This window comes from Pseudomonas fluorescens (genome assembly GCF_900215245.1).
In the GTDB taxonomy this organism is placed as follows: Bacteria; Pseudomonadota; Gammaproteobacteria; order Pseudomonadales; family Pseudomonadaceae; genus Aquipseudomonas; species Aquipseudomonas fluorescens.
This window is the reverse complement of the sequence record NZ_LT907842.1, coordinates 4,951,031-4,974,603: the sequence shown is the minus strand read 5'-3', so window position 1 is coordinate 4,974,603 and position 23,573 is coordinate 4,951,031. Positions and strand designations below refer to the sequence as shown.

Annotated in this window: 30 protein-coding genes and 1 tRNA gene; 10 read left to right on the top strand and 21 right to left on the bottom strand. The window is 60.8% G+C overall.

From position 1 onward, the window contains the following. Window positions 1–48: 48 nt before the first annotated feature. The 7 genes from CPH89_RS23220 to CPH89_RS23190 form a co-directional block, all read right to left on the bottom strand. Window positions 49–882, bottom strand: coding sequence for a phosphodiesterase (locus CPH89_RS23220; protein WP_053256420.1), 834 nt, complete (start codon window positions 880–882; stop codon window positions 49–51). Between the two features lie 9 nt (window positions 883–891). After that, window positions 892–1,923 carry an ABC transporter ATP-binding protein gene (locus CPH89_RS23215; RefSeq protein WP_053256421.1) on the bottom strand — a complete coding sequence of 344 codons (1,032 nt, stop codon included), beginning with the start codon at window positions 1,921–1,923 and terminating at the stop codon, window positions 892–894. Beyond that, window positions 1,920–2,714, bottom strand: coding sequence for an ABC transporter permease (locus tag CPH89_RS23210; RefSeq protein WP_053256422.1), 795 nt, complete (start codon window positions 2,712–2,714; stop codon window positions 1,920–1,922). Before CPH89_RS23210 ends, CPH89_RS23215 begins: the two co-directional genes overlap by 4 nt. Continuing rightward, window positions 2,711–3,529 (bottom strand): ABC transporter permease, encoded by an 819-nt coding sequence (locus CPH89_RS23205; RefSeq protein WP_053256423.1) that lies wholly within the window; start codon window positions 3,527–3,529, stop codon window positions 2,711–2,713. The genes CPH89_RS23210 and CPH89_RS23205 overlap by 4 nt, the downstream gene beginning before the upstream one ends. Continuing rightward, window positions 3,530–4,534: an ABC transporter substrate-binding protein gene (locus CPH89_RS23200; protein ID WP_053256424.1), complete on the bottom strand. Its 1,005-nt coding sequence runs from the start codon at window positions 4,532–4,534 to the stop codon at window positions 3,530–3,532. Next, entirely contained in the window at window positions 4,518–5,537 is a 1,020-nt protein-coding gene (locus CPH89_RS23195; RefSeq protein ID WP_053256425.1) for a LacI family DNA-binding transcriptional regulator, read from the bottom strand. The genes CPH89_RS23200 and CPH89_RS23195 overlap by 17 nt, the downstream gene beginning before the upstream one ends. A gap of 123 nt (window positions 5,538–5,660) precedes the next feature. Further along, window positions 5,661–6,329 carry a DUF2268 domain-containing putative Zn-dependent protease gene (locus CPH89_RS23190; RefSeq protein ID WP_053256426.1) on the bottom strand — a complete coding sequence of 223 codons (669 nt, stop codon included), beginning with the start codon at window positions 6,327–6,329 and terminating at the stop codon, window positions 5,661–5,663. 184 nt (window positions 6,330–6,513) lie between these two features. On the opposite strand from CPH89_RS23190, the gene CPH89_RS23185 reads away from it, so the two are divergent. Together CPH89_RS23185 and CPH89_RS23180 are read left to right on the top strand one after the other, a co-directional pair. After that, window positions 6,514–7,611, top strand: coding sequence for a carboxynorspermidine decarboxylase (locus tag CPH89_RS23185; protein ID WP_053256427.1), 1,098 nt, complete (start codon window positions 6,514–6,516; stop codon window positions 7,609–7,611). Window positions 7,612–7,639: 28 nt separating this feature from the next. Beyond that, complete coding sequence (locus tag CPH89_RS23180; protein WP_053256428.1) at window positions 7,640–8,884, top strand: saccharopine dehydrogenase family protein; 1,245 nt, start codon at window positions 7,640–7,642, stop codon at window positions 8,882–8,884. A gap of 196 nt (window positions 8,885–9,080) precedes the next feature. Here the strand turns inward: CPH89_RS23180 and CPH89_RS23175 are convergent, their stop codons facing one another. After that, entirely contained in the window at window positions 9,081–11,357 is a 2,277-nt protein-coding gene (locus tag CPH89_RS23175) for a hypothetical protein (RefSeq protein WP_053256429.1), read from the bottom strand. Between the two features lie 51 nt (window positions 11,358–11,408). Beyond that, a tRNA-Lys gene (locus tag CPH89_RS23170) sits at window positions 11,409–11,483 on the bottom strand. Between the two features lie 193 nt (window positions 11,484–11,676). Here CPH89_RS23170 and CPH89_RS23165 point away from each other — a divergent pair. Next, window positions 11,677–11,919 (top strand): hypothetical protein, encoded by a 243-nt coding sequence (locus tag CPH89_RS23165; protein ID WP_053256430.1) that lies wholly within the window; start codon window positions 11,677–11,679, stop codon window positions 11,917–11,919. Here the strand turns inward: CPH89_RS23165 and CPH89_RS23160 are convergent. After that, entirely contained in the window at window positions 11,914–12,606 is a 693-nt protein-coding gene (locus tag CPH89_RS23160; RefSeq protein ID WP_053256431.1) for a M24 family metallopeptidase, read from the bottom strand. The genes CPH89_RS23165 and CPH89_RS23160 overlap by 6 nt on opposite strands. 368 nt (window positions 12,607–12,974) lie before the next feature. Here CPH89_RS23160 and CPH89_RS23155 point away from each other — a divergent pair, with 368 nt between their 5' ends. Together CPH89_RS23155 and CPH89_RS23150 are read left to right on the top strand one after the other, a co-directional pair. Next, window positions 12,975–13,310: a DUF6124 family protein gene (locus tag CPH89_RS23155; protein ID WP_053256432.1), complete on the top strand. Its 336-nt coding sequence runs from the start codon at window positions 12,975–12,977 to the stop codon at window positions 13,308–13,310. Window positions 13,311–13,381: 71 nt separating this feature from the next. Continuing rightward, complete coding sequence (locus CPH89_RS23150) at window positions 13,382–13,885, top strand: signal peptidase II (protein WP_053256433.1); 504 nt, start codon at window positions 13,382–13,384, stop codon at window positions 13,883–13,885. A gap of 44 nt (window positions 13,886–13,929) precedes the next feature. Here CPH89_RS23150 and glsB read toward each other — a convergent pair whose 3' ends face one another. Further along, window positions 13,930–14,838: a glutaminase B gene (glsB, locus tag CPH89_RS23145; protein ID WP_053256434.1), complete on the bottom strand. Its 909-nt coding sequence runs from the start codon at window positions 14,836–14,838 to the stop codon at window positions 13,930–13,932. Window positions 14,839–14,895: 57 nt separating this feature from the next. Here glsB and CPH89_RS30240 point away from each other — a divergent pair, with 57 nt between their 5' ends. Next, a complete protein-coding gene (locus CPH89_RS30240) occupies window positions 14,896–15,054 on the top strand; it encodes a hypothetical protein (protein WP_155512287.1) in 159 nt (52 codons plus the stop codon). Between the two features lie 33 nt (window positions 15,055–15,087). Here CPH89_RS30240 and CPH89_RS23140 read toward each other — a convergent pair whose 3' ends face one another. Further along, window positions 15,088–15,498 (bottom strand): hypothetical protein, encoded by a 411-nt coding sequence (locus CPH89_RS23140; RefSeq protein ID WP_053256435.1) that lies wholly within the window; start codon window positions 15,496–15,498, stop codon window positions 15,088–15,090. 109 nt (window positions 15,499–15,607) lie between these two features. Here CPH89_RS23140 and CPH89_RS23135 point away from each other — a divergent pair, with 109 nt between their 5' ends. Next, window positions 15,608–16,459 carry an AraC family transcriptional regulator gene (locus CPH89_RS23135; protein WP_053256436.1) on the top strand — a complete coding sequence of 284 codons (852 nt, stop codon included), beginning with the start codon at window positions 15,608–15,610 and terminating at the stop codon, window positions 16,457–16,459. Here CPH89_RS23135 and CPH89_RS23130 read toward each other — a convergent pair whose 3' ends face one another. Together CPH89_RS23130 and CPH89_RS23125 are read right to left on the bottom strand one after the other, a co-directional pair. Beyond that, complete coding sequence (locus CPH89_RS23130) at window positions 16,460–17,101, bottom strand: ribonuclease T2 family protein (protein ID WP_053256437.1); 642 nt, start codon at window positions 17,099–17,101, stop codon at window positions 16,460–16,462. It abuts the gene before it with no gap. An 89-nt stretch (window positions 17,102–17,190) separates the two neighbouring features. Continuing rightward, window positions 17,191–18,171 (bottom strand): Gfo/Idh/MocA family protein, encoded by a 981-nt coding sequence (locus tag CPH89_RS23125; RefSeq protein ID WP_053256438.1) that lies wholly within the window; start codon window positions 18,169–18,171, stop codon window positions 17,191–17,193. 131 nt (window positions 18,172–18,302) lie between these two features. Here CPH89_RS23125 and CPH89_RS23120 point away from each other — a divergent pair, with 131 nt between their 5' ends. After that, complete coding sequence (locus tag CPH89_RS23120; protein ID WP_053256439.1) at window positions 18,303–18,665, top strand: NUDIX hydrolase; 363 nt, start codon at window positions 18,303–18,305, stop codon at window positions 18,663–18,665. 214 nt (window positions 18,666–18,879) lie between these two features. Here CPH89_RS23120 and CPH89_RS23115 read toward each other — a convergent pair whose 3' ends face one another. Genes CPH89_RS23115 through CPH89_RS23100 form a run of 4 tightly spaced genes read right to left on the bottom strand, consistent with a single transcriptional unit; the run spans window position 18,880 to window position 20,726 of the window. Continuing rightward, a complete protein-coding gene (locus CPH89_RS23115; protein ID WP_053256440.1) occupies window positions 18,880–19,374 on the bottom strand; it encodes a periplasmic heavy metal sensor in 495 nt (164 codons plus the stop codon). Then, window positions 19,371–19,802, bottom strand: coding sequence for a hypothetical protein (locus tag CPH89_RS23110; protein ID WP_053256441.1), 432 nt, complete (start codon window positions 19,800–19,802; stop codon window positions 19,371–19,373). Before CPH89_RS23110 ends, CPH89_RS23115 begins: the two co-directional genes overlap by 4 nt. Further along, the gene (locus CPH89_RS23105) at window positions 19,799–20,377 is read right to left on the bottom strand and encodes an RNA polymerase sigma factor (protein ID WP_053256442.1); all 579 of its coding nucleotides are present in this window, start codon (window positions 20,375–20,377) and stop codon (window positions 19,799–19,801) included. The genes CPH89_RS23110 and CPH89_RS23105 overlap by 4 nt, the downstream gene beginning before the upstream one ends. Before the next feature lie 37 nt (window positions 20,378–20,414). Then, entirely contained in the window at window positions 20,415–20,726 is a 312-nt protein-coding gene (locus CPH89_RS23100; protein ID WP_053256443.1) for a YXWGXW repeat-containing protein, read from the bottom strand. Window positions 20,727–20,951: 225 nt separating this feature from the next. Here CPH89_RS23100 and CPH89_RS30445 point away from each other — a divergent pair, with 225 nt between their 5' ends. Then, window positions 20,952–21,092, top strand: a complete 141-nt coding sequence (locus CPH89_RS30445) for a hypothetical protein (RefSeq protein WP_167422758.1) — start codon at window positions 20,952–20,954, stop codon at window positions 21,090–21,092. Here the strand turns inward: CPH89_RS30445 and CPH89_RS23095 are convergent. Then, window positions 21,089–21,337 (bottom strand): DUF1652 domain-containing protein, encoded by a 249-nt coding sequence (locus CPH89_RS23095; RefSeq protein ID WP_053256444.1) that lies wholly within the window; start codon window positions 21,335–21,337, stop codon window positions 21,089–21,091. The genes CPH89_RS30445 and CPH89_RS23095 overlap by 4 nt on opposite strands. 246 nt (window positions 21,338–21,583) lie before the next feature. On the opposite strand from CPH89_RS23095, the gene CPH89_RS23090 reads away from it, so the two are divergent. Then, on the top strand, window positions 21,584–22,528 hold the full coding sequence (locus tag CPH89_RS23090; RefSeq protein WP_053256445.1) for a sensor domain-containing diguanylate cyclase: 945 nt from the start codon (window positions 21,584–21,586) through the stop codon (window positions 22,526–22,528). Between the two features lie 288 nt (window positions 22,529–22,816). Here CPH89_RS23090 and CPH89_RS23085 read toward each other — a convergent pair whose 3' ends face one another. Then, a complete protein-coding gene (locus CPH89_RS23085; RefSeq protein WP_081006374.1) occupies window positions 22,817–23,077 on the bottom strand; it encodes a hypothetical protein in 261 nt (86 codons plus the stop codon). Beyond that, entirely contained in the window at window positions 23,064–23,528 is a 465-nt protein-coding gene (locus CPH89_RS23080; protein ID WP_053256446.1) for a GNAT family N-acetyltransferase, read from the bottom strand. The genes CPH89_RS23085 and CPH89_RS23080 overlap by 14 nt, the downstream gene beginning before the upstream one ends. Window positions 23,529–23,573: the final 45 nt, after the last annotated feature.

Genomic DNA, 23,573 nt, shown 5'->3' with positions numbered 1-23,573 from the left:
AACGGGCGTTTAACTACTTAGTTGAGCGAAGTGAACCTCCGTAGAACCTCAGTCAATCAATCCATGAGCGTCATAAAACGGATACGGCCCCGGGTAATCCCCGAACACGCCGTTGTGGCTGATCAAGCCTTGCTGTTCATCCCAGCGGTGCAGCAGGTAACCCGCCGGCTCCAGGTTGAAATGCGCGGGCGCGGCGTCTTGCAGGTCGAGCACGATCTGGTGGGAAGTGCCGGGGCACACACAACTCACGCTACCGCCGAAACGCCGTTGCATGGGCCGATGCAAATGCCCGCACAACAGGCGCTCCACGTGCGGGTGACGGGCAACCACGCGCTCCAAAGCGCTGGCGTTGATAAAGGCTTCGCGGTCCATATGGCCAATGCCGCTGACAAACGGCGGGTGATGCAGGATCAACAAGGTCGGCGCAGCAGGACGCAGCGCCAACTGTTCGTCGAGCCACTGCAACTGGCTGTCCAGCAACTGGCCGCCATGGCCACCGGGAATGGTCGAGTCGAGGCCGATCAGACGCAGCGGATGTTCGTCCACCACCCAATCCAACGGGCCCTCGGCCGAGGCGGGCAAATAAGCGTGATCGCGGAAGGCATCCAGCAACGGCGCGCGGCTGTCGTGGTTACCGGGCACCAGGTAGCACGGCATCTGCAGGCGTGCCAGCTCAGGGCGCAGCACGGCGTATTCGTCGGCGCGACCGAAGTCCACCAGGTCGCCGCTGACCACCACAATATCGGGCCTGGGGTCGCTGGCGTTCAGATGGTCGACGGCTCGGCGCAGCGCGCCCAGGGTATCGACAACGCCGTAGGTCAGGCGATTGCCGGCTTTAAGGTGCAAGTCGCTGATCTGCGCAACAAGAAACGGACGGTTCACAATAGGTTCTCACGCATTCAGGGTGAACAACATGTGCGGCGCAATGGCCAGGGCAATCGGCGCGCCGACGGTGTGCAAGTGGTTGTCGCTGCAGTCCACCAGCAGCGGTTGCGGCCCACCGATGTCCACCAACAGACGGCTTTGCGCGCCCTGGAAGAACTGCGCCAACAGGTGGCCGTGCAAGTGCCCTTCCCCCTCCATCACGCGCAGGTGTTCGGGGCGGCAATACACGGTGCCGGGGCGCTCGGCGGCGTGCCACGGCAGCTCACCACCACAGACTTTCAGGCCGTGGGCGGTGCGGTCGAGGACCGCAAAGGCATTCAGATTGCCGACAAATCCGGCAACGAACGCGTTGGCCGGTTGCTGGTAGATCTGCCGGGGACTGGCCAGTTGCGCGACACGCCCCTGTTCCATCACCAGGATGCGGTCGCCCAGGGCCATGGCTTCGCCCTGATCGTGTGTGACAAAGACCGAGGTGATGCCGAGCCCACGCAACAGTTGGTCCAGCTCACTGCGCAGACGCTCGCGCAATTGCGCATCGAGGGCCGCCAGGGGTTCATCCAGCAACAGCACTTTAGGTCGCGGAGCCAGCGCCCGAGCCAGGGCCACGCGCTGACGCTGCCCACCCGAAAGCTCATGGATGCTGCGCTTGCCGTGCTGCTGCAAGCCCACCAACTCCAGTAACTCTTCACAGCGCTTGTTGCGCGCCGGCGCCGACATGCCGCGAATCTTCAAGCCATAGACGATGTTGCCGGCCACATCCAGGTTAGGAAACAGCGCGTAATTCTGGAACACCATGCCCACGTCGCGACGCTCGATGGGCAGGCGGGTGACGTCTTGATCGCCGAAAAACACCTGGCCCACGTCCGGGCGCTCCAGGCCGGCAATCAGGCGCAAGGTCGTGGTTTTGCCACAGCCGGACGGGCCAAGAATCGCCAGGGTTTCACCGCCTTCGACAGTCAGATTCAAGTCATGCACGGCCACGGTGCCGTCGGCAAATGCCTTGCGACAGCCCTGCAACCGGATAGTGATAGCGGTCATCGACGCTCTCCACGGGACAAACGAGCACTGATGGCCTGCAGCGCAACCAGCAGCGGCACGATCATCAGCAAAAAGATAAGGGTGTAGGCGCTGGCAATTTCCAGGCGGGCCGAGGCGTAGCTGTCGGCCAGGCCCACGGGCAGCGTTTTGGTCATCGGTGTGTGCAGCATCCAGGTCAGGTTGAATTCACCCAGGCTCAGGGTGACCACCATCAGCACGCCGGCGAGAATCCCCGCCCGGCAGTTCGGTAATACCACGCTGAAGAAGCGTTTGATCGGCCCGGCACCGAGGCTCGCCGCCGCCTCCTCCAGCACCGGCAGTTGCTGGCGCTGCATCACGGCCATCACCGGGCGCACCAGAAACGGCAAGGTGAACAGCACGTGGCCGACGAGGATGAACAACCAACTGCTGCGAAACGTGCCGAACTGGCCGTAGGTCAGCAGCAACGCCAACGCACTGGCCAACCCCGGCATTGCCACCGGCAGCACCATCAGCTCCTCGAAGGCGCGACTGAAGCGGTTGTTCATCCGCACCAGGGCATAGGCCGCAGGTACGCCGATCACGCCGACGCACACCGCGCAGGCCAGGGCCAATTGCAGTGACAGCCACACGGTCGGCGAATAGGCCTGCCACACCTGGATCAGCCAGTCGAAGGTCAACCCACTGGACAGGCCGACAAAGAAGTTGCGGGTCAACCCGGCCAACAATGACATCACCACCGGCACCAACATGAAGGCGCACACCAGCAGGGTAAACAGCAGTTGAATCACAAACAGCGAAGAGCGTTTCACAGGACTGTCCCCGCGTTTTTGACCAGCCGTCGTGTCAACAGCAACACGGCCCAGGTCACCGCACCGAGCACCACCGACAGGGCAGCGGCGACGGCAAAGTTGGCGTAGTTGGTGAACACGTTGTAGATCGCCACCGGGGTGACGTTCAGCCGCGTGCCCAACGTGAAGGCCGTGCCAAACGCCCCCATCGAGGTGGCAAAGCAGATCGCCCCGCACGAAGCCAGCGCGGGGGCCAGGCCCGGCACGATGACGTCGCACACCACGCGCCAATGGCCGGCCCCCAAAGAATGAGCCGCTTCTTCGAGGCTGCGGTCGAGGCTCTCGCACGCCGCCATCACCGTGAGAATCACCCGTGGAATCGAGAAGTACAGATAGCCCACGAACAGCCCGGCCAACGAATACGCAAAGATCCAGCGCTCACCGGCCAGTTGCAGCCCCAAGGCGGCGAACAGGCCTTGGCGCCCGGCCAGCAGGATCACCAGGAACCCCACGACCACGCCGGGAAACGCCAGCGGAAAGGTCAAGAGCGCCACCAGCGCCGAACGCCCGAAGAACTGCTGGCGCGCGAGAAATACGCCGCTGATGCCGCCGATCAGTAACGCGACCGAGGTCACCACCAGCGCAAGAATCACGGTTTGCCCCAGGCTGCCCAGGTACTGCGCACTGCTGAGCACCTGCCAATAACCGCTGCCCAGGCTGTCGCGGCTTTGCGCACCGAGCACCACCAGGTGCGCCAGCGGCAACAGCCAGAACGCGAGCAGCACCGCAAACGCCGGGGCCAACGCCCAGGCGGCGTGTTTTGCCGATGCGGCCACTTACTTGACCTCGTTCAGGTAACGGGCGGCGAAGGCTTCCTGCACAGCGGCCATTTTTTCGTAGTCGACCACGCCGGCACGCGCATAGTCGCTGTCCGGCAGGAACTGCGCGGCCACATCCGCGGGCATTTTCATCGGCCGTACCGGGCGCAGGTAGGCCTTGGCCCAGAGTGCCTGGCCGGCGTCGGACAGCACAAAGTCGAGGACCTTTTCCGCATTCGCGCGGTGCGGCGCGTTAGCCACCAGGCTCATCACATACGGCACGCTGATGCTGCCCTCTTTGGGGATCACGAAGGCGACATTGGCGTTGTCCTTGTAACGCGCGCGGTAGGCGTTGAAGTCGTAGTCCACCAGGATCGGCAGCTCGCCGGACAGCACCCGCGCATAAGCGGTCTGCTTGGGCACGATGGGCGCGTTTTTCGCGAGCTTCTGAAAGTAGTCGATAGCGGGCGCGAAGTTGTCCAGGTCGCCGCCCAGCGCGCGGTTGATCGCCACGGCAGAGACGTAGCCGACAAACGCGCTGGACGGGTCGAGGTAACCGACCATGCCTTTGTACTCAGGTTTGAGCAGGTCGGCCCAGCCTTGCGGCACCGGCAAACCGCCCAGCGCGTCGACGTTGACCATGATGCCCAAGGTGCCGGAGTGAATCGCGAACCAGTGGCCGGCCGGGTCCTTCAAGCCGGCGGGGATCTGTTCCCAGCCTTTGGGTGTGTAGGTGTCGACCACCTGGGCTTTTTGCGCCTGCAGGCCGAAGGTCACGCCGTAATACACCACGTCCGCCACCGGCGCGGCCTTCTCGGCCACCAACTGCGCCAGGGACTGGCCGGAGTTCTTGTTGTCCAGCGGCACCTGCACGCCGGTGCTGGCGGCGATGGCCTTGAGCTGGCTGCCCCAGTCCGCCCAGTCGGGCGGGCAGTTGTAGCAAATCGCGGTTTCGGCGGCCTGGGCCAGGCTGGCCGCACCGCACAGCAGCACGGCTGCCAAAGTTTTACTGAACGCGCGCATCAAGCGTCTCCTCGTGGGGTTGAGTGCTTTCGCCGGGCCGGATATGGCAAGGCAGACAATGGGAAATCGGCGATTGGCCGGCGATCTGCGCCAGCAATTGATCAATCACGGTGCTGGCGAGCAGCGCGATGGGTTGCACCACGCTGCACAGGGTCGGGTGCATCTGCGTGCCGAGCGCTATGCCGTCGAAGCCCATCACCGACAGTTGCTCGGGCACATGCCAGGCGTTGCGGCGCAACTCGGCGATCAGGCTGATGGCCAGGAAATCGTTGGAACACACCAGCGCAGTCGGGGCCTGGGGGCCGTGGAGAAAGGGCGCGATGGCCGCGAACTCGGCCTGGGTGTGGGCCGGCATCTCGATGACCGGGCGGGTGTTGAGCCCGTACGCTTTCATCGCGTCGCAATAGCCCGCGTAACGCAGGCGAGCGCGATCGGACTGCAACGCGGGGCCGGCAACCATGCTGATGCGGCGGTGCCCCGCGTCGAGCAAATACCGCGTGGCCAGGGCCATGCCCGCGCGGTTATCGACCGACACCGCGCTGTAGTTGGGGTTGCTCGGTTGGTGATACGCCAGCACGAACGGCGTTTGTTCGCTGGCGAGGCTGTTGAGCACGCTGTTGCTTTCGGCGTCGGTCACCGTCAGCACGAGGCCGTCGACGCGTTGGCGCAACAACTCTTCCACCACCACGCTTTCGCGTTCGCTGCTGTAGTCGGTGGTCGCCAGCAACAGGCTGTAGCCGCGCAACCGTGCCGCACGCTCCATGGCTTGGAACTGTTCGGCGAACACCGGGTTGAGCAGGTTGGGCACCACGACGCCAATCAGTTGGGTGGTTTGCAGGCGCAATTGGCGGCCGAGCAAATTGGGCCGAAAGCCCAGCTCACGAGCGGCGGCGAACACCTGCTCACGGGTGGCCGGGCGCACCTGGTCGGGTGAAGCAAAGGTGCGGGCGGCGGTGGCGCGGGATACGCCAGCCAGCCGTGCAACGTCTTTCAAGTCAGTCATTGTCACTCGCTTGAGATCGATCTCATTGGCGAGGACAGTAACGGGGGAATGTGGCAGGAAGGTGGTGGGCAGATGACGGTTTGATGTCAGTGAAGCCGGCAGGCGCCGGCGACCCTGTGCCTATCAGGGATTGCGGATCAACCCTTGGTCGAGCGCAACCGCGAGGATGTCTTGCGCGCGGACGTTGACCCAGGTGGACGCATCCGGCTGCCCCACCACCGCCAACCATCGCCCCACCATCTGATCGCCGAGCGCATACCCCAACCACTTGGGCTTGTCCGCCGTACCAAAAAACCACGCATTGTGATCGTAGTACGTTGCCCCCAGGGCGCTCAGGTCCACCGGCTCCGCTCGCAACGCCTCAAGGCTGAACGCCCTCTCCCACGGCTCCGGCTCGCTGCCCAGTAGCTGGCGCACAAACTGCCCGGCCAGGCCTTCACTGACCAATGCTTCGCCCAACGTCCAGCCATACCCAGGCCCGGCCATGCGCAGGCAATGATGCACCTCGTGTATCACATGCCGATGCACCGCGCCGTGTTTCAGGCTGGCGGCAAAATTCGGATTATCCGGATCAAAGGTCATTGAGAACATCGTGCTGCGGTAGGCGCGTCCCACCAGGCCCAGTTCCGCGATGGTTTCACCGGGCAGCCGCTGAATCAGCGCATCCAGGCGTGGCGCTGGCATCCACCTGGAAATGGCCTCGTAGGCGATCTCGAATTCTTCCGTCAACTGCTTGCGAAATTCGCCCAGGGCGCCCGAAGCCTCCAGCCAATGCAGTGTCCATGCGTCCATTCTCACCTCTCGTCGCTTCCACGTGGCGTCGTCACTCATGCGCCTCATCATACGGATGGGCTGTCATATTGGCAGGGCATATTAAAAGCGGCGCGCAAAATCCGCCCGCTAACCTTTCGATCTGATCCAAGTGCGGGCACAATGCGTGTCCTTTTTTGGCAGGCACCGCCGCAGGCTCTCAAAAATGATCAAAACGCCGTACTACCTCATCGATAAACAGAAGCTTCTGGTCAACATGCAGAAGATTGCCTACGTGCGCGAACAGTCCGGCGCCAAGGCTCTGCTGGCGCTCAAGTGCTTTGCCACCTGGTCGGTGTTCGACCTGATGCAGGAATACATGGACGGCACCACCTCGTCGTCGCTGTACGAGTTGAAGCTCGGCCGCCAGAAGTTCGAAGGTGAGGCGCACGCCTACAGCGTGGCCTGGGCCGACGATGAAATCGAAGAGATGCTGGATAACTGCGACAAGATCATCTTCAACTCCATCAGCCAGCTGCAGCGGTTTGCCGAACGCAGCGAAGGCAAGACCCGCGGCCTGCGTGTGAACCCGCAGGTGAGCAGTTCCGACTACCTGCTGGCCGACCCGGCGCGCCCGTTCAGCCGTCTGGGCGAATGGGACCCGGTGAAGATCGAAGGCGTGATTGAGCAGATCTCCGGCTTCATGTTCCACAACAACTGCGAGAACGCTGACTTCAACCTGTTCGACCAAATGCTCAACACCATCGAAGAACGCTTCGGCGCGCTCCTGCACAAGGTCAACTGGGTCAGCCTCGGCGGCGGCATCCACTTCACCGGTGAAGGCTATGCCATCGACGCCTTCTGCCAGCGCCTCAAGGCGTTCTCGCAGAAGTACGACGTGCAGGTGTACCTGGAACCCGGCGAAGCAGCGATCACCAACAGTGCCTCCCTAGAAGTCACCGTGCTCGACACCCTCTACAACGGCAAAAACCTTGCCGTGGTCGACAGCTCCATCGAAGCCCACCTGCTGGACCTGCTGATCTACCGCCTCAACGCCAAGCTGGCGCCGAGCGAGGGTGAACACACCGTCATGGTGTGCGGCAAATCCTGCCTGGCCGGGGACATCTTCGGCGAGTACCAATTTGATCGTCCGCTGGCCATCGGCGATCGGCTGTCGTTCATCGACACCGCAGGCTACACCATGGTCAAGAAAAACTGGTTCAACGGCCTGAAAATGCCGTCCATCGTAGTGAAACAACTCGACGGTACAGTCGAGGTGGTTCGTGAATTTGGTTACGACGACTACCTGTCCAGCCTTTCGTAAGCTGGCGGATAAAGGAGAGATAAAGCAATTGAAAAAGAACGTTCTTATCATTGGTGCAGGAGGTGTCGCCAAGGTGGTGGCCCACAAGTGCGCGCAGCACAACGACGAACTCGGTCGTATTGCTATCGCGTCGCGCAACATCTCCAAATGCCAGGCCATCATCGACAGCGTCAAGGCCAAGGGTAGCCTCAAGGTTCCCGCCCAGATCCAAGCCTTCGCGCTGAACGCCCTGGACGTGGAAGCGACCAAGGCCCTGATCCGCGAGACCGACTCGCAGATCGTCATCAACGTAGGTTCCGCGTTCCTCAACATGTCGGTGCTGCGCGCCTGCATCGATACGGGCGTTGCGTACCTCGACACCGCCATTCACGAAGAGCCGGGCAAGGTCTGCGAGACCCCGCCGTGGTACGGCAACTATGAGTGGAACCACCTGGAAGAGTGCAAACAGAAGAACATCACCGCCATCCTTGGCGTGGGCTTCGACCCAGGTGTCGTCAACGCGTATGCCGCGCTGGCGCAGCAACAGCATTTTGACCGCATTGATTCGATCGACATTCTCGACGTCAATGCCGGCTCCCATGGCAAATATTTCGCCACCAACTTCGACCCGGAAATCAACTTCCGCGAGTTCACCGGGCAGGTGTGGAGCTGGCAGAACAGCCAGTGGACCAGCAACACCATGTTCGAAGTCAAACGCACCGATGACCTGCCGGTGGTCGGCTCGCAAAACCTGTACCTGACCGGCCACGATGAAGTGCACTCGCTGTCGAAAAACCTCGACGTGCCCAACGTGCGTTTCTGGATGAGCTTCGGCGAACACTACATCAACGTGTTCACCGTACTGAAAAACCTCGGCCTGCTCTCCGAACAGCCGGTCACAACCGCCGAAGGCCTGGAAGTGGTGCCGTTGAAAGTGGTCAAGGCCGTGCTGCCCGACCCGTCTTCGCTCGCCCCTGGCTACACCGGCAAGACCTGCATCGGCGACCTGGTCAAAGGCACCAAGGACGGCCAGCCGCGTGAGATGTTCATCTACAACGTGGCGTGCCATGAAGAAGCCTTCGCTGAAACCGACAGCCAGGGCATCTCCTACACCGCCGGCGTGCCACCGGTCGCCGCAGCGCTGCTGGTCGCGCGTGGCGAGTGGGACGTTAAACACATGGCCAACGTCGAGGAGCTGCCGGCTGAGCCGTTCCTCAAGGCGCTGGACGTGATGGGCTTGCCGACTCGGATTAAAGACGAGAACGGTGACCGTGCCTGGGATGCAATTGCCTGATAGGCGATCGCTGACTGAACAAAAAAATGCGCCCCACGGGGCGCATTTTTTGTTTGGGCACATGTGAGTCGTCAGAACAATGGCGATCCAAATGTGGGAGCGGGCTTGCTCGCGAAAGCGGTGTATCAATACCGAATACGTTTACTGACACCCTGCATTCGCGAGCAAGCCCGCTCCCACATTTGGGGCTCTCGCATCACTGCTGCTCAACCGTCCGGCTTGAAATGACGTCCTGCGGCGCCAGCAACCAGTGCCGCGTAACAGTCCATCCCAAAAAGACCTTCGCGCCGTCCTCAGTTGCATCGTGCTGATGCAACACTTCGCCGGCGCAAACCTTACGCAAGCCACTCATCACCGGCAGGAATGTCTCTCGAAAAGCCACTGGCTGTGTGGCGAAACAAGCCTCGACTGACGCCATGGCATCCCTGCGCTCACCCTCATCAAGCATCGCCAGATAGAACACCATCTGACGCCAGGCATAGGCGGTATTCTTGAGCATTATCAACCGAGCATGATAGTGCTCAATCCGCACCTGCTGCCGTTTGCAGATCCACTCAAAACACACCCGCACCATGACGCCTAATCTAGATTGCAGCAAAACTTTCAACCCAAGCTCTTCAAACAGTAACGCGAGATTCTGCGTGGTTAAAATCTGCTGTTGCTCAAGAATGGTGCCGTTGGTTGCCGGGTGCCACGTACCCAACTCAACCCCTGCACGCTTTGCACACAAGGTCGCAAAGGCATCGCTTGCCACTCGCGCACGTCGTCGCCCTCTGGTATGAAGGCTCGCCAGTTCATCGGTATTAATGTCGTAGTAACGTGTGTAAAGAGAGCCTGCCAGCACCCGGCCTGCTCGCCTGGCAGCATCGGCAAACTTATCGGAAAACTTACCCATGAAGATATCTGCAGCGACCTCCTCCACAAAGGGCAGGTCCAGTTCCGCAGTGTCCGCCAATGCTGAAAACTCCTGGAGAAGTTTGTTAGGCAGGATGGCGTAGGGGAAGGCAGAAAGCGTCAACGCCGACGACTCAACCAGCGCTTGTTTGGCTGCTCCCGCCACCACAGCGCCGGACTGGCGGTCACCTTCAATGACGGCAACCCAAGGCAACTCACTGAGGCCAACCTGACGCTGAAGGTTCAGCAGTAATAACGAACGCCGTCGACGGAACGCGCGATAATTAGAGGCGTATACCATTCTCAGCGCTTCATCGCGCAACCCCGAGCTACTCAGTTGCGCAGTCATCGCGGGCAACACCCGCGCGACGGTATCACCTGAAGTAATCAGCCCATGCTCAATCAATTCACTGATCGTGCCACTCCGGCAGCGTTGAAGGCGGCGCTGGACCGCCGGTGGAATGGCAACGCCCTCGCCTAGCCCAAACGCCAATGCTTCCTCAGCGGTGATCGGCGCTGCCAAATCAGCAAAATCCGAGAGACCACCTGCCGCGGGGTACATTGAGAGCCGATTCGCCACAATACGGGCAATGAGGTGATGCTCCGGCCCCGCCACCTGACTAAGCTGACCCGCACGCAACGCCAGGTGAGAAGCTGACCCCGGCTCGCCATGCTTGCGCACAAAATCATCAACAATTTGCCGTACGCGACCGACTTGACGTCCGCTGAGCGATTGTGCGTCGCGGGCGCATTGCCCAAGTAAAGAAAACAGTTCCTCCACGCGATCCGAAGATCGCCTGTTGATACCGAGCCGTTTAAAATCCAGCTCTAGCTCGGCCGCCCGCTCGCGCCATCCACTCGGGTAATGACGGCACGGCCAGCCTGCATCATAGGTAAGGAGGAAGTGCGAAACAGCTGAATCATAAAGCGGTAAACGCGTTTCGATCGTCTGTTTCTGCACAACGATCTGCGCCTGGGAAGGCAAGGTTGAAAGCAACTGTTTGATCTCGCCAGCGTCCACAATGTGCACCTGCGCGGCTGAAATCGGCAGTTGCGTAGAGATCGACGGGAAGAAACGCAGCCGGTCAAAGAACGGCCCAATCACGTCTATCAGCGCCCGAGCCTGCTCGGTGCGCTGCTGCATGACCAGCCAAGCTACTGTCAGTAGCGCGGCCTCTTCCGGCACATCGACCGCATAATCACAGCGGGCTAAACGTGAATTCAGAGCCTCAAGGCCGTCATCCGTGAGATGCCAGGCATTGATATCGAGCCGTTCAAAGCCTGGACGAATACCTGGAATAGAGGCGGCCAGTTCACGCTCATAGGCCGTCAGTTCGCCACCTGCCAACAGATTGCCGGTAGCAAAGCCGCCCGTGACGACCTCCAGCGTAACCCAGCCTGGAATCTCAGCAATCGGTGTACGCGAACCATACTCGACGGTGCCTTGCAGCAAGTTCCCAATGACCTGCTGCCAGCGTGAGATACGTCGGCGGGCGTTAAAGCGGGCGACTGGGCCGCAATCCAAATCGTGCGCGAGTAGCGCTTTCGACAGTTGGAAGACTGCATAACCTGCGTCCATGCTAGTCACTCCCTGTGATCTGGAGGTGTGCCCAGATTGCTGTGTATGTGATGGGTCCGGAGGCTGGATTCGAACCAGCGCCCACCCGGTTAAGAGCCGAGTGTTCTACCGCTGAACTACTCCGGAACAGAGCGCGCATTGTCGAGCAACGCCTAAAAAATGTGAAGGACCACGACCGTCATAATGCTGAGGGCAAAAAAACTCTAAAGAACTGTCAATTCTCACAGGTTACTCAATCCACTAACTGCGCTAGCTTAGCCGGTCGAGAGGTCAATCATCGATTGGCTTACACATTCATCATGAGCGAAAGGACTCGTCCATGAGCCGAAAAAAAACCGCAAACCGCAACACTTCGCCGATCAAGCCACGCGCACGCAACCGCTTAGGCATAACCGCCCACCTGCCCCGCTGGGTGTTCGTGCTGCTCATCGCACTCTGCGCCCTCGGCGCACTACAAGAGCGCATCCGCCGCGTACGGCCGGTGTACGCCGTGCTGCTGTACGTTGGCGTGTTCATGTTGTTATGGGCGGGCTGGATACGCTGGTTTGCGCCTGGCTCATAGCTCCCGGGCCTGCCCCTCGCTATCAAAGAAATAGATATTCTCGTGCTTGTAACCCCACCGCCCGCCCCGTTCGCGGACATGCGGCTCGAAGGTAAAACACGCCACCTCATCAAGACGCCGGTGATTGCCCGCTTCAATGTAAAGCCGCTGATCACGCCGCTCGCAGAGGCTGTGGCCCACATTGGCGGCAAAATCCAGGTTCTCGAAACCGGCCGTCTCGATCAAATCATTGGCAAATTCATACAGCGCATTGAAGGTGGTTTCAGGTCTCACAAACCGCCGCATGCGCTCATGCAATTCGCGCTCGGTCGCATGGCCACGGCTGAATTCAACACCGATCGGCACCGCCCGGCAAACGCCCTCTTCCATGTAAAACGACCGAGCACAATCGCCCCAAAGGCTGCCGGACCTTGGGCTCAGGTCCACCGTTATCAGGTTGTGGGTTCCCACCGGTTCCTCTGCAGGCCGATAGTCACGGCCAGACACGGAAAGCAGGCTGCGCGAACCGAGCAATACAAAGGCCGGGCAGTCGTAATACCACGTGTCCGGGTAGCCGGCTTCGGTGAGTAACTGTGCGGCATTGCGGGCGATGGAGCTTTCTGTCGAGTCGGGCGTGATGCTCGCGATGAGCCGCTGCAACACCCTCTTGGCTGCGGTTTGGACGACATCATTCGGCGGTTTGGGCATGGTCGGCATCTTCCTTGAGTGGATGTGGTTTAACCCGATTGCAAAATCGTTCGACGCCAGATGCTCTCGGATATTTCCCACAGGGGTTTCAGGTTGTCGGTCGGAAGTGCGCTGACTAACCTCTCGTCGTCGCTGCCAATTCAGCGACCGGACTTGACCGTCCGATTAATTAGAGGACTGCTACAGCCAGAACCTATTTCAGGCGTTTTTTTTACGCCTGAGGTATCGTGTCGCGGTAGCTGTGCGCGGGATACCTTCGGGTATGCCGGATTTCCTTTGATTGCCGGTCGGTCAACCCGCGTACGGCTGCCACCCTCTTCGCTTGACCGCGAATGTTGGCAGCTTCACTCAATCTTAGGACCTTCACCATGATCAAAGACAGCCCAAATCCCCCCGACCAGCAAGACTACGATACCAGCACCCTGCACGCAGTGGCCTACCGTGCGATCAACCACTACCTCAACCCCGGCAAACCCCTCCCAGAACCGAGTGAAGGCCTCTTCACCGTGCGCGCCGACCTGGGCACCGAAACCCTGCTGGTCAACGCATCGCAGGACCTGGCATCCATCAGCGACATCGCCAACCACCTGGCTTTCGAAATCGACGGCTCCCAACGCAATGTCGCGCTGGGCATCTGCCGGATGCTCGAAGGCGTACAACTGCTGGTCGACAAAGCACTGAACGTCGCCCACCCGACGGCCTGAGATGGACGAGATAGAGCGCCTGAGCTATCTTCGGGCGCTCTATCGACAGACCCGGAACAGGAAGTTACCGCTTGAGCACGTCGCCCCTATTGCGAGGCCGCACCTTTGCCCTCCTCGCCGGCATTGCCTTTATCGCCGTCGACCAGTTGGTCAAACTGCTGGCCCTGGTTTCACTGCAAGCCAGCAGTTTCAAAATCGGCCCTAACCCGATCAACCTGGCGCTGGAACTGAGCCTGAACCCCGGAGCATTCCTCAGCCTGGGCGCGGCGTTGCCGCCGCAGGTCAAACAACTGATTTTTATCGTCGGCGTGGCCATCGTGGTTGCGTGGGCACTGGGGTGGTCGCTGTCCAACTGGAGCCAGCCGCTGCGCAAGGTCTTGCCGCTTTACGCGATCGCCTTGGGCGGTATCGCCAACTTGATCGACCGGGTATTTCGGGACGGGCAGGTGGTGGATTACATGGTGTTGAACGTCGGGCCGACGCACACTGGCGTGTTCAATATTGCCGATATTGCGATTACTGCCGGCGCAGTGTTCCTGATGCTCGATCTGTTCGTGAAGCCGCGCAACGCTTAGGTATCAATGGGGATCTACGGCCCCCGCCGTAAATCCCCCAGCCATCAAAACACCGACCACCCAATCCGCTCACTCAACAACTCCAACGCCTTCATCCCCGCCAGCGAGTTCCCCGCCGCATTCAGCTCCGGCGACCACACGCACACGGTAAACTGCCCTGGCACCACCGCGACAATCCCACCGCCGACGCCACTCTTGCCCGGCAAACCGACGCGGTAAGCAAAATTGCCCGCCTCGTCATACAGCCCGCTGGTGGCCATGATCGAGTTGACCTGTTTGGTCTGGCGCGCGGTCAAGATCTGCTCGCCGCTGTGGGCGCTCGCCCCCTCGTTGGCGAGGAAGCTGAATGCCTTGGCCAAATCCAGGCAGCTCATCTGCAACGCGCAGTAGTTGAAGTAGCTGTGCAGCACCGCGTCCACGTCGTTGTGGAAGTTGCCGAAGGACTTCATCAGGTAAGCCATGGCCGCATTGCGCGCGCCGTGCTGGGCTTCGGATTCGGCGACGACGCTGTTGACCAGAATCTGCGGGTTACCCGACAGGCGCCGCACAAAATCACGCATCGACAGGATCGGCACGGCAAAGCGCGACTGGTTGATATCGCAGATCACCAAGGCACCGGCGTTGATAAACGGATTGCGCGGGCGGCCGCGCTCGAATTCCAACTGCACCATGGAGTTGAACGGTTGCCCGGAAGGCTCGTGGCCCAGGCGTTCCCAAATGCTTTCGCCGCCATGGTCGATGGCCTGCACCAGGCTGAACACCTTGGAGATACTCTGCACCGAGAACAGGGTGTCGGCATTACCGGCGCAATAGGCCGAGCCGTCGTTGCCATACACGGCAATACCGAGTTGATTGGCGGGCACATCGGCCAGCGCGGGAATGTAGTCGGCGACTTTACCCTGGCCGATCAGTGGACGAACTTCGTCGAGGATCGACTCGAGCAGGGCCTGCATGTCTTGTCCGGTCATGTTTCTTTGAATCAGTGATAGCGGGGCGCGGAGGATACTTCAATGCGCCCGAAAGCCCCACTCTATCTCTACCACCCGCTCGAATATCACGAGGTAAACCACGCGCCGCCCCTGCTGCTACGCCAGGTGGATAAGCGCCACTTCGGCTGCTCGGCAATGGTCGAGAACGGCCCGTTGGGCCGGACGATTGGCATGGACTGATGCACGCCCTGTAATCCATGTGGGCGGTGCCGTTTAGAAATGCGCCACATCCGACACCTGTTCATCCAGCACATCCCGCGCCAGCGCCCATGCGCGGTCCCTGGACTCCACCACCAGCAACGGGTAGCCCCAGGCCTTGCCGAACGTAACGGCGAACGGCTTGAGCGCCAGGCGCTTGGCCGCGCTCGGCTCGACCTGGATCATGCCTTTGACATAGGTGCGCAGTGCCTGTTTGTTTTTCTTCATCCAGAGCGAGGCGTGTTTGCGCTCTTCGTGGGAGTGTTCGTGGTTGCTTTCGTCGACGGCTTTTTCGTGCAGCAGTACGAACGCTTGCTCGCGCGCCAGCAGGCGTTCAAACATCACGAACGCGTCAGCCGGGCCGCCTTCGTTGGGGGCGTCAAACACGATTTTCACCACGGGGAACGTCGAACTGTCGAGGCGCATGGCAGAGCTCCTAAATGAGAGTAGATCTCACTATAGGGTTCATGTTGCTGGACGGCATTGCATAAAATAGCCAATATATTTCGCAATTCAGCCAAGCAGTTGACCCGTCATGCACCGCCATCGCCTTGATCAGCACGACCCGTCAAGGGCCAGAGACGCCGACGTGATCCCGCGCGCGGTAGTGGCGGTGGGCGCTACGAGCACGTCCAAGCGCTGGGAGAACGCCCCCCACGCTCATCGCAAGGGCCAGTTGATCTACACGCTGCGCGGGGTCATTCATTGCCAGATCGAGGCCGGTATCTGGATCGTGCCGCCGCAGTGCGCGCTGTGGATTCCCGGTGGTCTGTCGCATGCCGCACGGGGCTCCGGGGAGGCGGAAGTGTATTGCCTGTTGATCGATCCGCAGGCCGCCAGCGCCCTGCCCGCTCAGGGCTGTACGCTGGCGGTGTCCGGCCTGTTGCATGAGCTGATCAGCAAAGCGGTCAGCTTCCCGCACTTGTACGAAGAAGACAGTGCGCAGGGGCGCCTGATCAGCACACTGCTGGACGAACTGGCGCAGGCCCCGGTCGAAGCCCTGCACCTGCCCATGCCCCGGGACCTGCGGCTGCGGCGCCTGGCCGACAGCCTGCTGGATGACCCGGCAGACAAAGCCACGCTCGGCCAGTGGGCGGTGCGCATAGGCATGAGCGAGCGCAGCATGACGCGGCTGCTGTTGCAGGAGCTAGGCTTGAGTTTCGGGCGCTGGCGCCGGCAGTTGCATGTGATCCTGTCCCTGCAACGCCTGGCCAGGGGTGAAAGTGTGCAGCGGGTCGCGCTGGACCTGGGTTACGAGAACGCCAGCGGCTTTATCACGATGTTCCGCAAAACGGTGGGCCAGCCGCCGGCACGATACCTGGCGGACCGCGCCGGAGCGTCGAGCGCCACGGCGCCTGCCGCCATCGCCCTGCACCCCGGTCCGTGATCAACGCTGAACCGGAATCCGAATGTCGCCACCCTTGCATTGGGTCTTGACGCTTCTGGGGCAGCCGGCAAAACGCAGTTCCTTGCTCAGGCACACGCGCACTTCGGATAACACCTTGCCCTTGCAGATGACGGCCATGCCATGGTTGCCCATGGCCGGGTTGCTCTGGCGGAACAGGTTTTCAATCGCCTGCGCATCCAGGTCATTGGGCACGTTGAACGGCTGCAATTGCTGCGGGATCTGCACGGCCGCCAAGGCCGTGTCGGTCGCGTCCAGATAGCGCGACGCATCCAGCCCGCTGCAGGTGCCGTGCTTGGCCCACTCATGCTTGAGCAAGGCCTGCGTGGGGAAGATCAACGCGCCTTTGGCCAACTCAGCGGCCGACAACCGCGATTGCGCATCACACGACGCTGGCCAGCCGCCTTTGGCGTATTGCGGCCACAGCCCATGCAGCACAAACCCGTAGCCTTTGCCCGAGCACTGCTCGTTACTCGGGTGCGTCAGGCAGAACGTCGGCGACCATGACAACGACAGCACATAGAAATCAAAATCGCCCGCCGGCCGTTGCTCCCGTGGTGCTGCTTGCGTCGCCATACTGGCCAGCACCAACCCCAGCGCCATAAAGGCTGCCTTGTAGTTCATCGATCCATTCCTTGAAAACATAAGCGACCAGTGTGGGCCCTGGCCCGTGCCCACCGACAGTCGCAGAAGCCACGCCCGCCCTGGGAAAATCAATCAGGACGGCGCGGATTGCGTAGCAATACTTTGTCCAGAATGCGGTCGGTCTTCAGCGCCTCGATCGCCACTGATGGATGCTCGGCGTCCCCGCGAATGTGCGCGTTCATGGCCTGCACGTGATGCCACTGGATATGCTCATGGCAAGGCACTGCCAACACTTCGTTTACCTCACCTTCAAGACGCAACGGCTCGTCCTCGAACACCGCAAAGGTGATGCGGCCCGTGCTGCCGATCAGTTCGACGCGGTCTTCGCGACGATCGGCGACGAAGTTCCAGCAGCCCATGCCCAACGCGCCCGAGCTGAAGGTCCAGCAGGCCGTCACCGCGTCCTCCGCCGCATACTGCCCCACCTGACGAGCGGTAAAACCGGTGACTTCGACAATATCGCCCGCCAGGTACTGGAACAGGTCAAACCCGTGGCTGGCGAGGTCGGCAAAGTAGCCGCCGCCGGCGATGGCCGGGTCGGTACGCCAATTTTCGGCGCTGGCATCGGCGGGCGCCGGCGGCTTGCACAGCGACCAGGTCACATGGCGCAACTCACCGATGCGCCCATCCCGCAGCCAGTCACGCACCTGCTGAAAACGTGGCAGCGAACGGCGGTAGTAGGACACGAACAAATGCAGCCCGGCGCGCTCGAAGGTGCGCTGCATCAACGCGCTTTGCTCGGCGTTGAGGGCCATGGGTTTCTCGACGCAGCAATGCTTGCCTGCCGCAGCCACCATCAGGCTGTATTCAAGGTGACTGTCGGGCGGCGTGGCGATGTACACCGCGTCGACTTCGGGGTCGTCGATCAGTGCCTGGGCGTCGGTATAGAAACGGGCAATACCGTGGCGCGCCGCATAATCGCGCACAGCGGCTTCGCGGCGCCCCATCACGGCCACCAGCGCAGAACCTGGCAGTTTGTAGAAAGCGGGTCCACTCTTTAACTCAGTGACACTGCCACAGCCAATCATGCCCCAACGTACGGTATTCATCAGTTGTCCTCGTCCGTTTTCATCAAGGGGGAAGTATCCACATCACCACCCGACTATGCCACCGCCGATTAGCATGACAATTGCATTACACTTTTATGACAGGCAATCAGCTAACTAAGGAGGTGTAGACCTTGAAAATACGCGCAACCGTTATTTGCAAACATGAGGAGCGCATCCTCTTTGTGCGCAAGGCCAGGTCAAAATGGGCGTTGCCGGGCGGCAAGGTCGAGCGTGACGAGCGCCCGATCGGGGCAGCCGCACGCGAGCTGGAAGAAGAAACCGGGCTGAATGTGGACGGCTTGCTGTACCTGCAGGAATTGAAAGCCCGCGACACGGTGCATCATGTGTTCGAAGCCTCGGTGGTGAACATTGCCGATGCGCGCCCATGTAACGAAATCATTGATTGCCGGTGGCATGCGTACAGCGCCATGGAGGAACTGGACACCACCGACGCCACCCGGCACATCGTCAAATCCTTCGTGCGTCGCCTCTGACGCCGCGCCTCACCCCGCCCTCCGTTTTCTGCCGTTCGACAAAGGATTTGACGAACACGGCAGCGGCGGCACGTGTTGCCTGGCTCTTCGAATGAGTTTAATCCGCTGATTGGCGGGCTGCGGCGCACGTCACGGCCGTTGCGGATAGCGGTGTCGCCGCCATGCTCGTGTGCGGCATGCGCAACGCTCGCTGGGTGCGTGAGGGCCTATCCGCTCAAGAACGCGGTCTATTCCCCGCGACCTGGGGGAGTTTCTCCTTGGTTTTACCCTGCCCGCGCTGGTACAGCGCCTCGACCAGTTTCTGCCGTTCATCCTGGGGCAAGTTGCTCGCGAACTGCGCCAAGGTGGTATCCACCAACGCCCGGAGCGCCACGTCCGCCTCGCGCGCCTTGGCCAGTTCGGCGACCAGCACCGCGCGGTCCAGTGTCGGCGCTTCGAGTTGCTTGATCACACCCAGCCGCGCTTCGCGACCGGCCATGATCAGCGGCTGGCTGTCAGCACGGTTTTGCCGCAGCAGCTGGCGCAACTCCTTGCGGCGCTCTGCCGGCAACTTGATCATCGCCTGGCGCAGGCCATGCTGGTTGACCACCGCTTCGGCGGGCCTGGCCGTCGCCATCCACTGATACAGGCCGCCACCTACACCGCCGATCAGGAACACGTTGAGCAACACCGAGACGACCAGCCAGGGTTTAAGGGACTTTACGCTCATTGCTCGGTTTCCTCGGCGTTGACAGTGAAGACGACGTCGGCATCACCCTGATCGAAGACACTCGGCAGCACTTCCGATGACAGCATTGGCAATGGCCCGCTCAACGACGCCACCAGTACCCCGGCGGCGATACCGGCAATCCCCACACCGACCAGGCCGGCGGGCGATAACCAGTTGGCATAGCGCGACCAGAAAGAGGCGCGGCGCGGCGCGGATTGGCGAATCTGCCGAGCCAGCGCCGGATCCGCGCAGGCCAGTTGATGGCTGTCCATCTGCCTGTCCAGCCAGCCCGCCGCGCACAACGCCGCGCGCGCGCTGGCGTTACCGCTGTCGAGCAACGCCTGAGCTGCGGCTTGTTCAGCGCTGGGCCAGCGATGCAGGCTGGCCCCGTAGGCATCAGCCAGGTGCGCAAATCGTTCGGGTGTCATGATGTTCCCCTTCCTGGGCGGGCAAGCCCGGGTGTGTCGGCAAGTTGGCTGCGCAACTGGCGTCGGGCCCTCGACAGCAGGCTCTCCAGTGCCTCGACGCTGATATTCATCAGAGCCGCGGCGTCGATGTTCGACAGCTCCTGATAGTACTGCAGCACAATGGCTTCGCGCTGGCGCTCGGGCAAGGTCGCCAGGGCGGCGGCCATCCGGGCGCTGCGGTCGGCGGTTTCCAACTGCTCATCCGGGGACGGTGCGCTGTCCGCCAGCGTCAACGCCTCGTCCTCATTCAGCGGGCGCTCCTTGCGTCGGCGCAGACGGTCATGGCACAGGTTGAGCGCCACCCGGTGCAGCCAGGTGTCAAACCGCGCTTCACCGGCGCGCCAGTTGGCCGCCTGGCGCCAGATCCGCAAAAAACTTTCCTGGGCGACGTCCTTGGCTTCGTCGGCATCGCCCAGGATCCGGCTGGCGAGTGCCAGCAAACGCGGCAACTTGCGCGTCACCATTTCGTTGACGGCAGCAGGCTCGTTGTTGCTGATACGCGCCAGTAGCTCAACGTCAGGATCAGTGTCTTTCAATCGGGCAGCTCTCGGTCCGCAGGCTAAGGATCAAATTTCAGCGGACCCAATGGCCTTCGCGCCAGTACCAGTTCGGGCCACGGGATTCCCAATGCCCAGGTTCCCAACGGGCATTACGCATCACCGGCTGCCAATGGCCCGGCACCCATGCATAGGCACCGCGTTGCCATTTCCAGTGGCCACGGTCCCACGCGTAGCCCGGGCGTTCGGCCGGGATCACTTCCACACGCTCGGCCGGAGGCGCCTGGCGAATGATCACTTCGGTCTGGGCAAAGGTCGGGGTACTGACAAGCGCGGCAAAGGCCAACGGGATCAACAAGGCATAGCGCAATTGGGCCAGTGTTCTCATGGCAACTCCTCCATACGGCGAACGAAAATGCTCGCTGCTGATGGGTTGAACGGTGCCTGGCGGAAAATCCGTCGCACGTCGCGCAGCTTTTTTTCGAGGCCGCGGCTCAGAGGAGTATTGCCCAGGGGATGAGCAGGTTTGATGAAATGTGTGCAAGCACCGCGACGGATGTGCGCAGGTGGCGGCGTTCAACCGGTAACGCCGCACACACCATGAGGAAATACCATGTCCCGTCGACTTTATAAGCTGGCTGCCGCCCTGTTGATCGTGAGTCTCAGCGGCTGCGTGATCCTGCCGGAACACCGGCATTGCTGCTGGCGCTACTACGGCGCAGTGTCCACGCCCAGCCGCACCGTCAACGGCTAGCCCACCGCCGCAAAGCCACGGCGCCCGGCCTTGATCTCGGTGCGCAGTTCGCCAATAAGGTTGGAGATGGAACGGATACTGTCCAGGCCTTGGGGCGACACCCGGGTGAGCAGCAAATCGACACGCCCGGACGCCGGTTCGAACACGCTGATACGCAGCGAGCCGTCGCTGTTGAGGCTGCAATCACAGGCCAGCGGCAGGAAGCCCACGGCCATGATGCGGTTGAGTTCAATGATCGAAATCATGCTGAGCCCCCCGTCCCTGGGTTCTACCCTGTTGATGTGATGCAACCAGCATAGATAGGGTTGTGCCTGCTACTGAGCAATTAATTCAAAAGTGATACCTGTGCCGCATTTTGCCCTGTAAAAGCGCGTGCGCTGGCGCCAGAAACCCAGCACACGACCTCTCGTCTGCCACTTTGGCGAAGGCTTGACTCACGGCGTGGTTCAAAAGACGCTCTTGGCATTTAGCCATCACTTGAGCCGCCCGCCATGAGCATCAACCCACCGAACCAGCCGGATAGTGACGTGTACAAGACGCTGCTGGAGTCGACCAGGGCGATCCCCTGGCGCATTGATTGGCAGACCATGACCTTCAGCTATATCGGCCCGCAGATCGAAGCGCTGTTGGGTTGGACCCCGCAAAGTTGGGTCAGCGTGGATGACTGGGTAGCTCGCATGCACCCGGACGACCGCGAATACGTGGTGAATTTCTGCGTGTCGCAATCGCGCGCCGGCGTGGACCATGAAGCCGACTACCGCGCACTCACGGTGAACGGTGACTATGTGTGGATTCGCGACGTGGTGCATGTGGTGCGCGAGGGCGATGAAGTCCAGGCACTGATTGGCTTTATGTTCGATATCAGCGAGCGCAAGAAGACCGAAGAACACCTGATCCGCCTGCAAAAACAACTGGAGGAGTATTCCTTCCAGGACGGCCTCACCGGCATCGCCAACCGCCGAATGTTCGACACCGTACTCGAACGGGAGTGGGCCAGCGCGCAGCGAAGCCAACTGCCGTTGTCGCTGATTATTCTCGATATAGATTTTTTCAAGCAGTACAACGACCACTACGGCCATATCAAGGGCGATGAATGCCTGCGCCAGGTGGCCCGAACCTTGTCACTGGCGGCCAACCGGCCACGGGATTTCATTGCACGTATCGGCGGCGAGGAGTTTGTGTGGTTGCTGCCGGAGACCGACGCGGCATCAGCCAGGCAGGTGGCCGGACGCTGCCTGCACCTGATCCGCCAGCAGCAGATCGAACACGAATGTTCAGCGGTGTCCCAACTACTGACACTGAGCCTGGGGGTCGGCACCCACGTGGTTACGCCGAACAGCGCGATGTTGGGGTTTGTTGAATCCGTCGACAAGTTGCTGTACCAGGCCAAACGCAATGGACGGATGCGTGCGGAGTTTGCCGATATTGAAAACTGACACCGAGGTCAAACGCCGGGCAAAAAAAATCCCAAGTAGCTGATGGAAACTTGGGATTTAAAAATGCATAAACCGTGGGAGGTGAACGCCCGGCAATAATACCCACTGTATAAACCTGTAACAAGATTATTTTAATCCTTTCGTCGGATTAAAAACGCCGTAAGTCATTCAATAACCACACAATTTTCAGGGTCCACAAGACTCGTTGTGCCACTTTTTGGTGCAATGGACCGTGATAACCCCGACTAACTAGCGGCTGTAAGTCCGCTATTAAAATAGGGTTATTGCCTATAACGGCGCGACACTTTCGGAATAACGCTTGTTCAGTTGCTTACAGACTTCGGGGGACTCAAAGCGTGCAGGTGATGCCGCACGAGCCACATTTTCCAAATGTTTGCAGAGGGCCAGGCGCTCTGCTGTCTCTAGGCGTTCACGGTCTACCTGAGCGTTAAAGCGTATAAAACAGACGCCGAGCAGCACCGCGACACACAGAACGCCGATCGAAAAATAGCGAAAGCTGTTGGCCGCAGCGGGTTCAGGTAGGTTCATTGTTTTGCGGCGCCCTGCTCTTTTCATAACGCACATCGTCGCCATCGACCTGTCCCACCTTCGACCAACCCAGTCGCTGGTAAAACCCATTGGCCCTTATTTCATCACGCCCATCCGTGACCAGAAACACGCTGTCGTGGCGCTCAAACAAGGCGGCTTCAGCCACCGCCATCAGTCGGCGGCCCAAACCACGGCCCTCGTAGGCTGGGAGTACAAACATCGCGAACACCTCGCCTTCGGCCAGGTCGACCATGGAAAAAGCGGCGAGCACGCCATTCACTTGCGCGACCCATATACACGGCGCTTCGCGGATGCTGTCTGCCAATACCTGCGGCGTGATACCCAGGTCGGCCAGCTGTTCATGACTCAAGTGGTTTTGCCGCACGGCGGTGCGGATGGCAAACACGGTGTCGATATCCGCGAGCGTCGCCAGCCGTATAAGGGTTTCCATAGGCGCCTCCTCCCCACAAGCACGCAATTGTATGCAAATAGAAAC

Excerpts from the sequence above, each read along its gene's own strand:
- CPH89_RS23215 (WP_053256421.1), bottom strand. The coding sequence starts at position 1,923 with ATGACCGCTATCACTATCCGGTTGCAGGGCTGTCGCAAGGCATTTGCC.
- CPH89_RS23200 (WP_053256424.1), bottom strand. The coding sequence starts at position 4,534 with ATGCGCGCGTTCAGTAAAACTTTGGCAGCCGTGCTGCTGTGCGGTGCG.
- CPH89_RS23195 (WP_053256425.1), bottom strand. The coding sequence starts at position 5,537 with ATGACTGACTTGAAAGACGTTGCACGGCTGGCTGGCGTATCCCGCGCC.
- CPH89_RS23190 (WP_053256426.1), bottom strand. The coding sequence starts at position 6,329 with ATGGACGCATGGACACTGCATTGGCTGGAGGCTTCGGGCGCCCTGGGC.
- CPH89_RS23185 (WP_053256427.1), top strand. The coding sequence starts at position 6,514 with ATGATCAAAACGCCGTACTACCTCATCGATAAACAGAAGCTTCTGGTC.
- CPH89_RS23175 (WP_053256429.1), bottom strand. The coding sequence starts at position 11,357 with ATGGACGCAGGTTATGCAGTCTTCCAACTGTCGAAAGCGCTACTCGCG.
- CPH89_RS23165 (WP_053256430.1), top strand. The coding sequence starts at position 11,677 with ATGAGCCGAAAAAAAACCGCAAACCGCAACACTTCGCCGATCAAGCCA.
- CPH89_RS23160 (WP_053256431.1), bottom strand. The coding sequence starts at position 12,606 with ATGCCCAAACCGCCGAATGATGTCGTCCAAACCGCAGCCAAGAGGGTG.
- CPH89_RS23155 (WP_053256432.1), top strand. The coding sequence starts at position 12,975 with ATGATCAAAGACAGCCCAAATCCCCCCGACCAGCAAGACTACGATACC.
- glsB (WP_053256434.1), bottom strand. The coding sequence starts at position 14,838 with ATGCAGGCCCTGCTCGAGTCGATCCTCGACGAAGTTCGTCCACTGATC.
- CPH89_RS30240 (WP_155512287.1), top strand. The coding sequence starts at position 14,896 with ATGCGCCCGAAAGCCCCACTCTATCTCTACCACCCGCTCGAATATCAC.
- CPH89_RS23140 (WP_053256435.1), bottom strand. The coding sequence starts at position 15,498 with ATGCGCCTCGACAGTTCGACGTTCCCCGTGGTGAAAATCGTGTTTGAC.
- CPH89_RS23135 (WP_053256436.1), top strand. The coding sequence starts at position 15,608 with ATGCACCGCCATCGCCTTGATCAGCACGACCCGTCAAGGGCCAGAGAC.
- CPH89_RS23130 (WP_053256437.1), bottom strand. The coding sequence starts at position 17,101 with ATGAACTACAAGGCAGCCTTTATGGCGCTGGGGTTGGTGCTGGCCAGT.
- CPH89_RS23125 (WP_053256438.1), bottom strand. The coding sequence starts at position 18,171 with ATGAATACCGTACGTTGGGGCATGATTGGCTGTGGCAGTGTCACTGAG.
- CPH89_RS23115 (WP_053256440.1), bottom strand. The coding sequence starts at position 19,374 with ATGAGCGTAAAGTCCCTTAAACCCTGGCTGGTCGTCTCGGTGTTGCTC.
- CPH89_RS23110 (WP_053256441.1), bottom strand. The coding sequence starts at position 19,802 with ATGACACCCGAACGATTTGCGCACCTGGCTGATGCCTACGGGGCCAGC.
- CPH89_RS23100 (WP_053256443.1), bottom strand. The coding sequence starts at position 20,726 with ATGAGAACACTGGCCCAATTGCGCTATGCCTTGTTGATCCCGTTGGCC.
- CPH89_RS30445 (WP_167422758.1), top strand. The coding sequence starts at position 20,952 with ATGTCCCGTCGACTTTATAAGCTGGCTGCCGCCCTGTTGATCGTGAGT.
- CPH89_RS23095 (WP_053256444.1), bottom strand. The coding sequence starts at position 21,337 with ATGATTTCGATCATTGAACTCAACCGCATCATGGCCGTGGGCTTCCTG.
- CPH89_RS23090 (WP_053256445.1), top strand. The coding sequence starts at position 21,584 with ATGAGCATCAACCCACCGAACCAGCCGGATAGTGACGTGTACAAGACG.
- CPH89_RS23085 (WP_081006374.1), bottom strand. The coding sequence starts at position 23,077 with ATGAACCTACCTGAACCCGCTGCGGCCAACAGCTTTCGCTATTTTTCG.
- CPH89_RS23080 (WP_053256446.1), bottom strand. The coding sequence starts at position 23,528 with ATGGAAACCCTTATACGGCTGGCGACGCTCGCGGATATCGACACCGTG.